Genomic DNA, 12,798 nt, shown 5'->3' on the forward strand with positions numbered 1-12,798 from the left:
ATGTTAGAGGATACAAGCTTCGCTATACATCCCGGCGGTCAACAGAAATTAACCAGCAGCGGATATAAACCGGTTGGGCCATTGCAATCTTATCAGCTCGCTGGAAATGTGTTTCGAGGGAAAACCGATCGGGGAGAGCTTGCCATCGTTTTTTATCGGGATGACATTGTCCGGATTGAAATGAACCCATTTGGAGAGGCGCAGCTGCTACACAGTCCTGCCATTGCAGCAGAGGCTAATCAAGTCTTATATAGACCTGAAGATACAGGAGAAACCATAACGCTTTCTTCACAGAAACTATCCGTATCGATTCAAAAACAGCCGCTATTGATTACAGTGATGGATCAAAACGGCAGAATTCTTGTGCAAGAAACAAAAAAAGGAATGGCCTATAAAGAAACAAAGGAAGTTATCTGCTACAAGAATATGAAAGAAGACGAGCACTTTTACGGATTCGGGGAGAAGACAGGTTTCTTAGATAAACGCGGGGAAAAAATGGTGATGTGGAATAGTGATGTGTATGCACCGCATAACCCGGAAACTGATTCTCTATATGAATCCATTCCATTTTTTACTACTTTATCTAAAGCAGGAGCACATGGAATTTTTTTTGATAATACGTTTAAAACAACCTTTGATCTTCGTTCTGAAGAAGACAGTTATTCGTTTGCGAGTGAAGGGGGGGCCATTAACTATTATGTTTTTGCAGGACCGACCCTTAAGCAAGTACTGGAACAGTATACCCATCTAACGGGAAAAAGCCCGATTCCCCCTAAGTGGGCACTTGGGTATCATCAATCCCGTTACAGCTATGAAACCGAACAAGAGGTTCGTGAGCTGGTGAAGATGTTCAAAGAGAAGAATATTCCGCTTGATGTTGTGCATTTAGATATTCATTATATGGATGGATACCGGGTATTTACCTTTGATCCAAATCGATTCCCGAATCCGAAGCAATTGATTCAAGATTTAAAAGCAGAAGGAATTCATGTTGTACCGATTGTGGACCCGGGTGTAAAAGAAGATCCGGAATATCACATTTATCAGCAAGGCGTAAGAGAAGATCTCTTTTGTAAATATATTGAAGGATCCATCTATTTTGGTGAAGTATGGCCAGGAAACAGCGCTTTTCCTGATTTTACCAGTGAAAAAGCACGTAAATGGTGGGGCGATAACCATCAATTTTACAGTGATTTAGGGATTGAAGGTATTTGGAATGACATGAATGAACCAGCTGTCTTTAACGAAACAAAGACTATGGATTTAAAGGTTATGCATGAAAATGATGGAGATCCAAAGACCCACCGTGAGCTCCATAATGTCTATGGATTATTAATGGGAAAAGCAACGTATGAAGGACTAAAAACAAAATTAAATGGGAAGCGGCCATTTCTGCTTACAAGAGCAGGTTATTCAGGCGTACAGCGCTATGCAGCCGTTTGGACAGGTGATAACCGAAGCTTCTGGGAGCATTTACAAATGTCACTGCCAATGGTTATGAATTTAGGAATGTCCGGTATTCCTTTTGCCGGGCCAGATGTCGGCGGCTTTGCCTACGATTCAAATGGAGAATTATTGACGAGATGGACACAGGTAGGTGCGTTAACGCCATTTTTCAGAAATCATAGTGCGATTGGATTCCTGCGCCAAGAGCCATGGTCATTTGGCAAGAAGTATGAAGAAGTCATTCGCAAGTATATTCAGCTTCGTTATCAGTGGCTTCCTCAGCTTTACACATTATTTAAAGAAGCCCATGACACAGGTGTTCCAATCATGAGACCGCTTGTGTTGGAATATCCTGAAGATGAAAATACCTATAATCTCTATGATCAATTTATGATTGGTGATAATGTCGTGGTCGCACCGATTCTGAAACCATCGGATGAATACCGTGTCGTGTATTTGCCAAAAGGGGATTGGTACGATTATTGGACTGGTGAAAAATTAGCTGGCGGAACAAGACATTTAATTCAAGTACCACTTGATACTTTACCGATTTATGTATTAGCTGGCACAGCTATTGCACATGGACCGGTACGGATGTCGACTGAAGAGAAAGAAACGGAGAGAACCGTCCACATCTATTATCAGGCGGAAAGTGAATATACATTTAAAATGTATGAAGATGATGGTTCCACCTTTGATTATGAAAATGGAAGTTTCATAGATTATTCGTTTACTATTGAGCAAGATGAAACTTCAGTAAATATTTCTGCTCAAAAACAGGGCAATTATCAGCCAGACTGGGAAAGATTCGAACTAAAGTTTCACGGATTGCCAGAAAACATTCGGGTTTCCATCAACGGCGAAGTTCTTCAAGCAAGAAAACATGGTTTGTATCAGATTAACCTGTAAATTTTGCGGATTGGGTGAGGGGTGAATAAAGTGACTGCTACCATAAAAGACGTTGCCAAGCTTGCGGGTGTATCCCCATCAACGGTTTCCCGAGTTATTGCCAATAGCTCGCGGATTAGCGAAAAAACAAAAAAGAAAGTTAGGGACGCCATGAAACAGCTTGGCTATCACCCCAACATGATTGCTAGAAGCTTAGCAAGTCAAACAACGCAAACGATCGGGTTAGTGGCGGCCAGCTCAAATGACCTTGTGTTTCAAAATCCATTCTTTCCTACTGTATTAAGAGGAATCAGTGAAGGGGCCCATGAAAAACAATATAGTCTCCATATGACAACCGGAAAAACAGAAAGAGAAATTTATGAAGATGTTGTCAAAATGGTACAAGGGCGACGTGTAGATGGGTTGATTCTTCTATATTCAAAGGTAGAAGATCCAGTATTAGGTTATTTAATGGAAAGGAATTTTCCGTTTGTCGTCATCGGAAAACCGTTTAAACATGTGGAAGAAATCACCCATGTGGACAATGACAATTTTCGGGCAGCTAAGGATGTTACGAAACATCTTGTCGATTTAGGCCACGAACGAATTGCCTTTGTTGGAGGGAACTTAAACTTTGTCGTGACGGTTGACCGTGTCTTAGGATATGAAAAAGCTTTGCGTGATGTCGGTATTGAAATGCGTAATGAGTATGTTGTGCATGAGGAATTTGTAAGGGAAGGCGGACAAGAGGCGATGAAGGAGCTTCTTTCTCTCGACGAGCCTCCGACAGCCCTCGTTGTTGCAGATGATCTGATGGCATTGGGTGTCCTTAATACTTTAAATGAAATCGGAATGCGCGTTCCTGAGGACATATCTGTCGTAAGCTTTAATAATGTTATGCTCGCTGAAATGTCCAGACCGCCTTTAACATCCGTTGATATAAATATCTTTGATTTAGGTTTTGAATCAGCCCGAAATTTAATTCAAATGATTGAAAATCCGAAAGAACCAGTCAAGCGGATTATCATCCCGCATAATTTAGTTAAACGGGACTCCTGCGGACCGCTCGAATTTTCCAATCCGAATCAGATGGTACAATTTTAAGAAGGATCGCAGCTGCGGTCCTTTTTCATGTCATGAGGAGAGTGAATAAGTTCCGGTTGTGGGGTGCGTGTTAAAATTTGATGTTATAGGGGCTAAACGCTAGCCAAAACTGGAGATTCTGCTCGAATAGAATCCCCAGTGTACCCCATTATTGAAGAAGTCGCTCCAAACGAGTGAAAGTCGCTCTAAACGGGTGAAAGTCGTTCCAAACCGGTCAAAGTCGCTCCAAAATCGGAAAAAGACGCTCCAAAAAAGGCAAAAATGCTCCAAGAAGGGGAGAAGCTGCTCAAAAAGTGAGTGATCTGCTCTGCTCCAATCGAGCATGATGTGCTCCAAAGAATAAAAAACGGTTCCCAAAGCGCGATGCCGTAAATGATCCTAAGACGCCCATTAATCGGAATTCGCGCCCAAATAAACTTTTTAACGCTCAATGATAGACTGCTGCCGCCCAAATATTCTTCAAAAACGCCCAATTAATGTTCCTCAGCGCCCAAAAATAGGAATCCCCGCCCATATAATCAGTCTAACAGCCCAATAATACGCCATCTGACCCCAAAAAACCTGATGTTAATGTTCAGCCGCCAATCTAATTCAACTGAAAAAACAAAAAAACCAGGCGCTTTGCCCGGTTCATTCAATTTAATAATTTTTTCTCCACTTCAACCCTACAAATGATCCGTCTTTTTCGAGTACTGGTGTTTCCCAGCTTTTCGATTTTTCTCTCTTAGCTCATTTTTCTTTTCATGGTTGGCTTGATTGTCAAATGCTTTTTTATCGTTATCTGAAGTGCGAGGCATAAAAAGACCACTCCCTTTAAAAAGTTCAGCAAAACACACCGGCAGCCTGCAATGGCTCTGGAACGGGTGTTTGTCCCTTTTTAGAGTATTCCCTTTACTTTTTCAAAAAAAAGATGGCAATCGTTCCCGGTCCAGCATGTGCACCGATGGTAGCTCCGATTGGATAGATGATAAAATCTTTCACACCTAATTCAGCTTGTATGAGCGCTTTCATTTCTTCTGCTGTTTCTTCTGCATCTCCATGGCTGATAGCAACCGTTTGGTTTGGCCAGTCCCCGCCAATTTCCTGCATCCAATGGATCATCCGTTTCTTCCAGCGATCTTTTCCTCTGACCTTTTCTAATGGAACAAGCTCTCCGTTCTCAACATGTAAAAGAGGTTTTACCTGCAGCATTCCGCCAATCCAGGCAGAAGCTTTGGAAATTCTTCCGCCTCTTGCTAAATATTCAAGGTTTTCGACAGTAAAAAGGTGTTTCACTTGTTTACTGTAGTTTTCTACTTCGGATACGATTTCATCCTTCGTTTTTCCTTGGGCACTTAATTCAATCGCTTTTTTAACGACGAGTCCATAGCCTAAGGAAGCACATTTTGTATCAATTACTTCAATGTCGGCTTTTGGATAGTCTTCTTTCACTTCATTGCGAACAGAATAAGCGGTTTGGAACGTACCGGATAGTCCTGAGGAAAAAGCAACATAAACAGCAGATTTTCCTTGTTGAGCATATTTTGTGAAGATTTCCTTCATCCTTAAGGGTGAAACCTGTGCTGTTTTAGGTACACTTCCTTGTCTCATTTCGCTATAGATCTGATCATATGTAATATCAAAGAGGTCATCATATTCTTTATCGTTAAGCAGAACTTTAAGAGGGAATACTTCTACATGATGTTCATTTAAGTATGTAAGCGGTAAATCACATGCACTATCGGCAATGATATGAACAGTCATTATTAACACCTTCTTTATAAAATAATAGCTTTCCCTTAAGTTTACGAAATTATGGTAAATTCAGCAACATTTAGAAGGGTATGATTTTGTGATTCTAGCAGAGATTAAAAAAATTATAGTTGTTTGTTTCGGTGCGTTATTAAACGCAATATCAATGAATTTTTTTCTTATTCCTGCAGATGTGTATGCCAGCGGATTTACGGGATTATCGCAATTGCTGTCTAGGATTGTTAATCTGTTCACTCCTTTTACGATTTCGACAGGAATAATATTATTTCTATTAAATATCCCTGTTACGATCTTAGGGTGGAAAAAAGTTGGAAAATCTTTCACCTTCTACAGTTTTGTCAGTGTTTTGCTGTCCTCGTTTTTTTTAGAAATCCTTCCGGTCAGAAGTCTATCAGAGGATATTCTTTTAAATGCTGTTTTCGGAGGAGTTATTGTAGCAATCGGAGTAGGGCTTACTTTAAAGTTTGGGGCTTCTACAGGCGGGATGGATATTATTGCGATGGTCCTATCAAAAATGAATGATAAACCGGTTGGAACCTATTATTTTGTTTTGAACTCCCTGATCATCATTTCGGCAGGCTTCTTATTTGGCTGGGAATATGCACTTTATACTTTAGTTACGCTTTACGTGACAACACGAGTAATCGATGCGATTCATACACGCTATCAAAAATTAACAGCGATGATTATCACGAAAAAATCAGATGAAATGAAACAAGCAATCCACGAAAAATTAATCAGAGGGATCACGACTCTATCAGCAAAAGGCGCCTTTTCCAACGAACCAAGAGAGATGTTAATGATCGTAATTACCAGATATGAGCTATATGATTTAGAGCGGATCATCAAAACGGTTGATCCGAATGCTTTTACTAATATTATTGAAACAACTGGAGTATTTGGGTTTTTTAGAAGAGATTGACATGAATTTTCGTAAAGTTGACATACTAAAGCCAAAGACACTCCCTTTATTGGAGGTATTTGATGAAAAAGACGCTTGTAAGTTTGTTCATGACGAGTATGTTGGTTTACGTTCTTCCTACTCAATTGGCAATGGCAATTCAGCCTTCATTTGGTTTAGCGTTAGACATTCATGTAAAGCCTGGAACAGAGCAGGCAGAAATGGAGATCATTCTGCAAAATCGCAGTACTGAGAAACGGGAACTTATATTTTCAACGTCGCAAGTGTTTGAAATTCAAATAATCAATCCGAAAACGAAAGAGACTGTCTATACGTATTCAGCTAACAAGGCCTTTTTACAAGCCATCCAAAGAATGGTTTTACAGCCAAAGGAAAAAAGAAGGTGGAGAGAAACATGGGTTTATCCAAATGGTAAAGTGCCGCAAGGGGAACATGTCGTAAAATTGACTTTATTAGCTAAAACCGTCGACAATAAGCCACTCGATCATAATCAAAGTAGTATTGTCAAACAGGTTTTCTTTCCTGAGGTAAATCCAACCGTAACAGACCTTTCTGTGGAACGGAATTACGATGGTTTCCTTGTAAGCGGGACTGTAGCAGCCAACAGTGATGACTTATATTTTACATTGGATGATGGCCACAGAGTTCTGATTCCTGAAAAAAGGATTTGGGTGAGACAAGATCATTTTTATTTCTTAGTGCCCAATAATGAAATTCCGCTGCAGACGAAAGGGACGTTAATTTTAACGATTTATACAAAAAGTAATCGGGATTCGCCTTACGTGATCCCGTTAGAAGCCTAAAAAAGGCAGATCCATAATGAAAAGGTTTTGGATCTGCCTTTGGCTATTTTATGGCTATTTGATTTGATCTAGCTGATCCTGCAGCTCTCTTAATTGCCTTTTCTCAGCTGTTGTTGAATTGGCGTAGGCCGAAGATAAGGCATTTTGCGCTTTTGCCGCTAACGAGTCGTCTTTAGAACCAGTTCCTTTACTTGCCTCAGTCACCCGATACACCCATTTAGAAGCTTCCCCGAAAAGCTGGTTCCCCACTATTCAATTCCTCCTAAAGCAGAAGAATGAACATTCTCCATTTTTCTTGCTTCAGCTTCTGCATAGGTCGTTTGATAGGTAAAAACTTCATCATGTTTCGAAACAGTAGTTTTATTTTGCTGGATAAACCGTCTAGAACGATTTCTTTTCCCCACAGCAGCAACCCCCTGTTGATGAAACCAAATTGGATCAAGTTTGTGATCCATTTATAGTGTAAGTGAAAAGCCATTTGTTCAAACAGGGCAAAATGTGGTGACTCCCACAAAGAATTAGCAGTATAATTCGATCATAGCAGATAATCCTTTAAAAATACGCCAATCCCATCTTCTTCATTAGACAGAGTTATTTCATTTGCAACTGATTTGACTTTATCTATTGCATTTCCCATTGCAACGCCAACCCCAACAAAATCAATCATTTCAATATCATTATCCTCATCGCCAAAGGCAATGATACGGTTGGCCGGGATGCCAAGGTAATCTGAGACTTTACTGACACCGACTGCTTTATTAAGACCATATTTCACCATTTCAATTACGTGAAAAGGAGCTCCCCATTTTCTGTGGTCAATCACTTCAGCATGTACATCTGACAGATGCTTTCGGATAATATCCACATCTTCCTCTTCCGCGTGAATCAACAGGCTGGTAGGAGCTTGTTTTAAAAATTCCCGTAAATCCCCAGTCGTGGTTTCAGGATTTCCGAGTGAGAAAATTTCTAATAATTTTTCATCATGGTAATGAATAAATACCTCATCTTTGACTTCTGCAATAATATTATGGAAATTATATGTATGACAGGTTTCAATTATTTCCCTGACAACGCCCAGATCCATTGGACTATGGATTTCAGCAAACGCGTTGTCAAGCGGATGATGAATAAAAGCACCGTTAAAATTGACAATAGGGGTATCTAAGCCGAGTTCATGGTAGTACATTTCACTTGAACGAAACGGTCTGCCAGTTGAAATCATAACGTGGTGGCCCTGTTCTTTAACTTTATGTAAGATCTCCTTTGTATAAGGAGAAATGGTTTTATCGTCTTTAAGCAGTGTTCCATCTAAATCTAATGCGATTAAATGTTTGTCTTTCATAACGTCTCCTTTTTTTACATTTTTTAAAGATAATGGGATAATCATTTTATTCAGTCTCTATTCGTATTATGAGGTAAATAACATAAAAGTTCTACTAAAGAATCGTAAAGAAAGGTTGAATATCATTGTTTTATATCGATCAATACGCTGTAGGCGATATCCCCGTCTTAGAGGTAGCTCTTATAAATCAAAAAGCGGCACCGCTTCCAACCGTTATTTTTATCCATGGATTAAATAGTGCGAAAGAGCACAATCTGCACTATGCCTATTATTTAGCAGAAAAAGGGTTTCGAGTCATTATGCAGGATTGTTTATACCACGGGGAACGGGCGAGGGAGCAATCTTTGCAGGAATTATCCTTTCAGTTTTGGAATATCGTGATCCATTCTATTGAAGAGCTTAAAGATATACATAATTTCTTGCTCAATCAAAATAAGATAAAAGATGACTTAATTGGGGTAGCTGGTACATCAATGGGGGGTATCATTACCCTTGGTGCATTAACTCAATATGATTGGATTCAGACAGCCGTCAGTTTAATGGGTAATCCATCATATGTTGAGTTTGCCACTATGCAGATTGAAAATCTCCAAAAGTTGGGGATTCCCATGCCATTATCGGATGAAATCATAACAGCTCAGCTGGAGATTTTAAAAAAGTATGATTTAAGTCAGCGGCCTGACATTCTCAACAATCGCCCTATCATGTTTTGGCATGGGGAAAAAGATCCGATTGTTCCTTTCCAATCTGCCTATTCATTTTATGAAAAGATAAAAAATCGATATAGAAATGAAGAGCATCTTCAATTTTATCGGGATTCACATGCTGATCATAAAGTTTCCAGGTTTGGGGTATTAAAAACAGCTGAATGGTTTGAGCAATATCTTAAAAAGAAATTAGAATCTTCCTCACATAAATAAGTTCCTTTATAAATCTAATCATTTTTCATTTAAAAAAAGATTTGTTACCATTAAAAAAAGGGATAGAATAATGGTAAAGGAGTGAATACAGAATGGATCAAGAGCTAAAAGATAGTATCTATGCTGCACTTGAACAAGTGATTGACCCTGAGATCGGAATGGATATCGTCAATCTTGGGTTAGTATATAATGTTGAGTTGGATGAAAACGGTACATTAGAAGTGGAAATGACATTGACTTCAATGGGATGTCCGCTTGCAGGCACCATTGTGGACCAGGTAAAAACAGCGGTCGCTGATTTGCCTGAAGTAAAAGATTCCCAAGTAAATATTGTGTGGAATCCGCCTTGGACAAAGGATCGGATGTCACGCTATGCAAAAATCGCTCTTGGTATTAGATAATGGAGGAGGTGTTTCACCTGCTCCTTCCTTGTTTTTTCTAAAACCAATTATTCCCTCGGAGAAAGTCGGTTCATAAAACCCTACATTCCGGTTCACACTAAGGATAACTCTTGTCAAAGGAGGAGTTACCGTGGGACAAAACCGACAATTCAGACCGGGACAAAAAGCGCCAAACAATGGAGTGTATGTGGAAATTGGCGAAACTGGAGATAATGTGATGCATCCGAAATCGATCAAACTAAGTGCAGGAGATACTTTCCCTGAAACATCGAACCATAATCGGAAGTGGACATATAAAAGTAAATTTAAATAGAAGAAACCTTTTTATATGAAAAACGTATAGGTAGATAGCATATTCAACATGAGCCTTCCAGCCGATTGGAATGGCTCTTTTTTAGGTAGGATATTTAATCGAGAAGATTGTTTCTGCGGGAGGGAAAGCCATGATGTTCAATAAAATGACCTATAAGCTTCAGGATGCCATTCGTGAGGCTGCAGATGTCGCCAAAGAAAAGAAACACCCTGCCATCGAGCCAGAACATATTTTTTACGCGTTATGTCAGGATCCATTCGGATTGTTTACTGAAATCCTGAAACAAAACAATGTTTCCGTCCAATCTGCCCAAATAGGAATGCAGAAGGCATTAGAAAAATTTCCTGAAGTAACAGGGACAAACATTGATCAAGATGATAACCAGCTATCCATCAGCTACCCCGCCAATACTCTATTAAAAGAAGGCGAAAAGCTTCAACTTAAATGGGACGACCAATATCTCTCTGTTGAACATATTTGTCTAGCTATCTATTCTTTAACAAATAGCCGCGTAAAAGAGATTCTTGAAAAAGCTGGACTGACCGCACAAAAAACTGAATATACAATTCAGAGAATAAGGGGGAATCATAAAGTGATGTCACAAAGTCCTGAAGATCAATATCAAGCCTTAAAAAAATATGGAAGAGACTTAGTTGAGGAAGTAAAGGAAGGACGTCTTGACCCAGTAATCGGCAGAGATGAAGAAATTCGAAATGTCATTCGTATCCTTTCACGAAAAACAAAAAATAATCCTGTTTTAATTGGCGAACCGGGGGTAGGAAAAACCGCGATCGTAGAAGGACTCGCACAGAGAATTGTCAAAAAAGATGTCCCTGAAGCCTTAAAGAATAAAACCATCTTCTCATTAGATATGAGCTCACTAATCGCAGGAGCTAAATTTAGAGGTGAATTTGAAGAACGACTAAAAGCCGTTCTGCAAGAAATCAAAAAAAGTGACGGACAAATCCTTCTATTTATAGATGAATTACATACGATTGTTGGAGCCGGAAAAACAGAAGGAGCTATGGATGCAGGGAATATGCTAAAACCTATGCTTGCCCGTGGAGAATTGCATTGTATTGGGGCGACTACCTTAGATGAATACCGAAAGTATATTGAAAAAGATCCCGCTTTAGAACGGAGATTCCAGCAAGTTCTCGTTCAACAACCAGATGTTGAGGATACAATTTCAATTTTACGCGGATTGAAGGAACGGTATGAGGTTCACCATGGTGTTAAGATCCATGACCGTGCTCTTGTCTCGGCAGCAACCTTGTCTAACCGATATATTACGGATCGGTTTTTACCAGATAAAGCAATAGATTTGGTCGATGAGGCTTGTGCTATGATCAGGACTGAAATTGATTCCATGCCTTCTGAATTAGACCAGGTGACGCGAAAAGTGATGCAGTTAGAAATTGAAGAGGCCGCTCTTTTGAAAGAAAAAGATGAAGTCAGCCAAAAACGTTTAGAGGAATTAAGGAATGAACTTGAGGAATATCGAAAAACGGCTGCGTCTATGAAAGAAAAATGGGAAATTGAAAAAAAACAGCTCCAAAACATTAGAGACAAACGCAAAGAACTTGAAGAGCTCCGGAGGGAATTGGAAGATGCAGAGGACCGATATGACTTAAATCGGGCAGCGGAATTGCGACATGGTAAAATTCCTGCTCTTGAAAAAGAACTAGAACAGCTAGAAACCGAACAAACACAAGCAGGCAGCGACAAAAAGCTGTTAAGGGAAGAGGTAACAGAGGAGGAAATTGCACAAATTATTTCAAGATGGACAGGCATTCCGATTACGAAGCTTGTAGAAGGAGAGCGGGAGAAACTTTTGCGCCTTCAAGACACGTTAAAACAAAGAGTGATCGGACAGAATCATGCAATTGAGTTTGTGGCGAATGCCATTTTACGTTCAAGGTCTGGGTTAAAAGATCCTAAAAGACCGATTGGTTCCTTTCTTTTTTTAGGACCGACAGGGGTAGGGAAGACGGAACTGGCCAAAGCGTTAGCCGAAGCACTATTTGACAGTGAAGAGCAAATGATCCGGATTGACATGAGTGAGTATATGGAAAAACACGCAGTTTCCAGATTGATCGGTGCCCCTCCCGGATATGTCGGATATGAAGAAGGCGGTCAATTAACGGAGGCATTAAGACGGCAACCGTACACAGTGATTTTATTAGATGAGGTGGAAAAGGCTCATCCAGAGGTTTTCAATATACTTTTACAATTGTTAGATGATGGCCGAATCACCGATTCCCAAGGAAGAACGGTTGACGGCAGAAACGCCATATTAATCATGACGTCTAATATAGGATCAGATATTATTTTGGAGCAGCAGAAGTCAGATCATCCATCTGAAACGGACCTATTACCCATTCTTCAATCTTTCTTCCGTCCAGAATTTTTAAATCGAGTTGACGAAATTGTTTATTTTAATGCACTTGATGAAACAGTATTAAAGCAAATCGTTGAAAAATTTATTAGCGACCTAGAGACAAGATTAAAAGAACGAGAGGTCTCTTTAACAGTAGAGGAAGAGGCTAAATTATTTATTGCCAGAAACGGCTGGGATCCTAAGTTTGGAGCAAGACCTTTAAAGAGATTTATCCAGAGAGAAGTGGAAAATCGATTAGCAAAGGAATTAATAGCAGGGAATATTCGAGAGGGTGATCAAGCGATTGTTTCTTTGCGTTCAGGAGAAATTACGATTGGTACGGAGAAATGAAGGACCTTATGTCTTACATCAGAAAGCCATCCGAAAACTCGTTCAATTTTATAATCTGTGAATAAGAAAAACCACCGATAATGATCTGAACCCAAAAAGTTAGACACAGAAATTTAGGCAGCTACTTGGGCATGATTTCGGTATTGAACCGGACTCATGCCTTTTAATTTTGCCTT

The 12,798-nt window shown here is 39.7% G+C and carries 14 protein-coding genes; 8 read left to right on the forward strand and 6 right to left on the reverse strand.

Annotation, left to right across the window (positions count from 1 at the left end):
- Both CRO56_RS09525 and CRO56_RS09530 read left to right on the forward strand, forming a co-directional pair.
- Window positions 1–2,355 (forward strand): glycoside hydrolase family 31 protein, encoded by a 2,355-nt coding sequence (locus CRO56_RS09525; RefSeq protein ID WP_097158373.1) that lies wholly within the window; start codon window positions 1–3, stop codon window positions 2,353–2,355.
- 30 nt (window positions 2,356–2,385) lie between these two features.
- On the forward strand, window positions 2,386–3,438 hold the full coding sequence (locus tag CRO56_RS09530) for a LacI family DNA-binding transcriptional regulator (RefSeq protein ID WP_097158374.1): 1,053 nt from the start codon (window positions 2,386–2,388) through the stop codon (window positions 3,436–3,438).
- A 185-nt stretch (window positions 3,439–3,623) separates the two neighbouring features.
- Here CRO56_RS09530 and CRO56_RS22645 read toward each other — a convergent pair whose 3' ends face one another.
- From CRO56_RS22645 to CRO56_RS09540, 3 genes are all read right to left on the reverse strand, one after another.
- Entirely contained in the window at window positions 3,624–3,911 is a 288-nt protein-coding gene (locus tag CRO56_RS22645) for a hypothetical protein (protein ID WP_142305200.1), read from the reverse strand.
- A gap of 192 nt (window positions 3,912–4,103) precedes the next feature.
- Window positions 4,104–4,235, reverse strand: coding sequence for a DUF3941 domain-containing protein (locus CRO56_RS09535; protein WP_097158375.1), 132 nt, complete (start codon window positions 4,233–4,235; stop codon window positions 4,104–4,106).
- A 94-nt stretch (window positions 4,236–4,329) separates the two neighbouring features.
- Complete coding sequence (locus CRO56_RS09540) at window positions 4,330–5,181, reverse strand: DegV family protein (protein ID WP_097158376.1); 852 nt, start codon at window positions 5,179–5,181, stop codon at window positions 4,330–4,332.
- An 88-nt stretch (window positions 5,182–5,269) separates the two neighbouring features.
- Here CRO56_RS09540 and CRO56_RS09545 point away from each other — a divergent pair, with 88 nt between their 5' ends.
- Both CRO56_RS09545 and CRO56_RS09550 read left to right on the forward strand, forming a co-directional pair.
- Window positions 5,270–6,112, forward strand: coding sequence for a YitT family protein (locus tag CRO56_RS09545; protein WP_097158377.1), 843 nt, complete (start codon window positions 5,270–5,272; stop codon window positions 6,110–6,112).
- Between the two features lie 62 nt (window positions 6,113–6,174).
- The gene (locus CRO56_RS09550; protein WP_097158378.1) at window positions 6,175–6,915 is read left to right on the forward strand and encodes a BsuPI-related putative proteinase inhibitor; all 741 of its coding nucleotides are present in this window, start codon (window positions 6,175–6,177) and stop codon (window positions 6,913–6,915) included.
- Between the two features lie 54 nt (window positions 6,916–6,969).
- On the opposite strand, the gene CRO56_RS09555 is transcribed toward CRO56_RS09550, so the two are convergent.
- From CRO56_RS09555 to CRO56_RS09560, 3 genes are all read right to left on the reverse strand, one after another.
- Window positions 6,970–7,164 carry a DUF3813 domain-containing protein gene (locus tag CRO56_RS09555; protein ID WP_097158379.1) on the reverse strand — a complete coding sequence of 65 codons (195 nt, stop codon included), beginning with the start codon at window positions 7,162–7,164 and terminating at the stop codon, window positions 6,970–6,972.
- Complete coding sequence (locus tag CRO56_RS22845; RefSeq protein WP_179714233.1) at window positions 7,164–7,319, reverse strand: hypothetical protein; 156 nt, start codon at window positions 7,317–7,319, stop codon at window positions 7,164–7,166. Before CRO56_RS22845 ends, CRO56_RS09555 begins: the two co-directional genes overlap by 1 nt.
- 131 nt (window positions 7,320–7,450) lie before the next feature.
- Complete coding sequence (locus CRO56_RS09560; RefSeq protein WP_097158413.1) at window positions 7,451–8,257, reverse strand: Cof-type HAD-IIB family hydrolase; 807 nt, start codon at window positions 8,255–8,257, stop codon at window positions 7,451–7,453.
- 125 nt (window positions 8,258–8,382) lie between these two features.
- On the opposite strand from CRO56_RS09560, the gene CRO56_RS09565 reads away from it, so the two are divergent.
- The 4 genes from CRO56_RS09565 (at window position 8,383) to clpB (ending at window position 12,622) form a co-directional block, all read left to right on the forward strand.
- Entirely contained in the window at window positions 8,383–9,177 is a 795-nt protein-coding gene (locus CRO56_RS09565; protein ID WP_097158380.1) for an alpha/beta fold hydrolase, read from the forward strand.
- A gap of 92 nt (window positions 9,178–9,269) precedes the next feature.
- Complete coding sequence (locus CRO56_RS09570; protein ID WP_097158381.1) at window positions 9,270–9,578, forward strand: metal-sulfur cluster assembly factor; 309 nt, start codon at window positions 9,270–9,272, stop codon at window positions 9,576–9,578.
- A 130-nt stretch (window positions 9,579–9,708) separates the two neighbouring features.
- Window positions 9,709–9,891 (forward strand): YjzC family protein, encoded by a 183-nt coding sequence (locus CRO56_RS09575; protein ID WP_097158382.1) that lies wholly within the window; start codon window positions 9,709–9,711, stop codon window positions 9,889–9,891.
- A 130-nt stretch (window positions 9,892–10,021) separates the two neighbouring features.
- A complete protein-coding gene (gene clpB / locus CRO56_RS09580) occupies window positions 10,022–12,622 on the forward strand; it encodes an ATP-dependent chaperone ClpB (RefSeq protein ID WP_097158383.1) in 2,601 nt (866 codons plus the stop codon).
- Window positions 12,623–12,798 lie beyond the last annotated feature (176 nt).

Origin of the sequence: Bacillus oleivorans (assembly GCF_900207585.1) — a bacterium.
Classification (GTDB): Bacteria; Bacillota; Bacilli; order Bacillales; family JC228; genus Bacillus_BF; species Bacillus_BF oleivorans.

Excerpts from the sequence above, each read along its gene's own strand:
- CRO56_RS09560 (WP_097158413.1), bottom strand. The coding sequence starts at position 8,257 with ATGAAAGACAAACATTTAATCGCATTAGATTTAGATGGAACACTGCTT.
- clpB (WP_097158383.1), top strand. The coding sequence starts at position 10,022 with ATGATGTTCAATAAAATGACCTATAAGCTTCAGGATGCCATTCGTGAG.
- CRO56_RS09550 (WP_097158378.1), top strand. The coding sequence starts at position 6,175 with ATGAAAAAGACGCTTGTAAGTTTGTTCATGACGAGTATGTTGGTTTAC.
- CRO56_RS09535 (WP_097158375.1), bottom strand. The coding sequence starts at position 4,235 with ATGCCTCGCACTTCAGATAACGATAAAAAAGCATTTGACAATCAAGCC.
- CRO56_RS09540 (WP_097158376.1), bottom strand. The coding sequence starts at position 5,181 with ATGACTGTTCATATCATTGCCGATAGTGCATGTGATTTACCGCTTACA.
- CRO56_RS09525 (WP_097158373.1), top strand. The coding sequence starts at position 1 with ATGTTAGAGGATACAAGCTTCGCTATACATCCCGGCGGTCAACAGAAA.
- CRO56_RS09570 (WP_097158381.1), top strand. The coding sequence starts at position 9,270 with ATGGATCAAGAGCTAAAAGATAGTATCTATGCTGCACTTGAACAAGTG.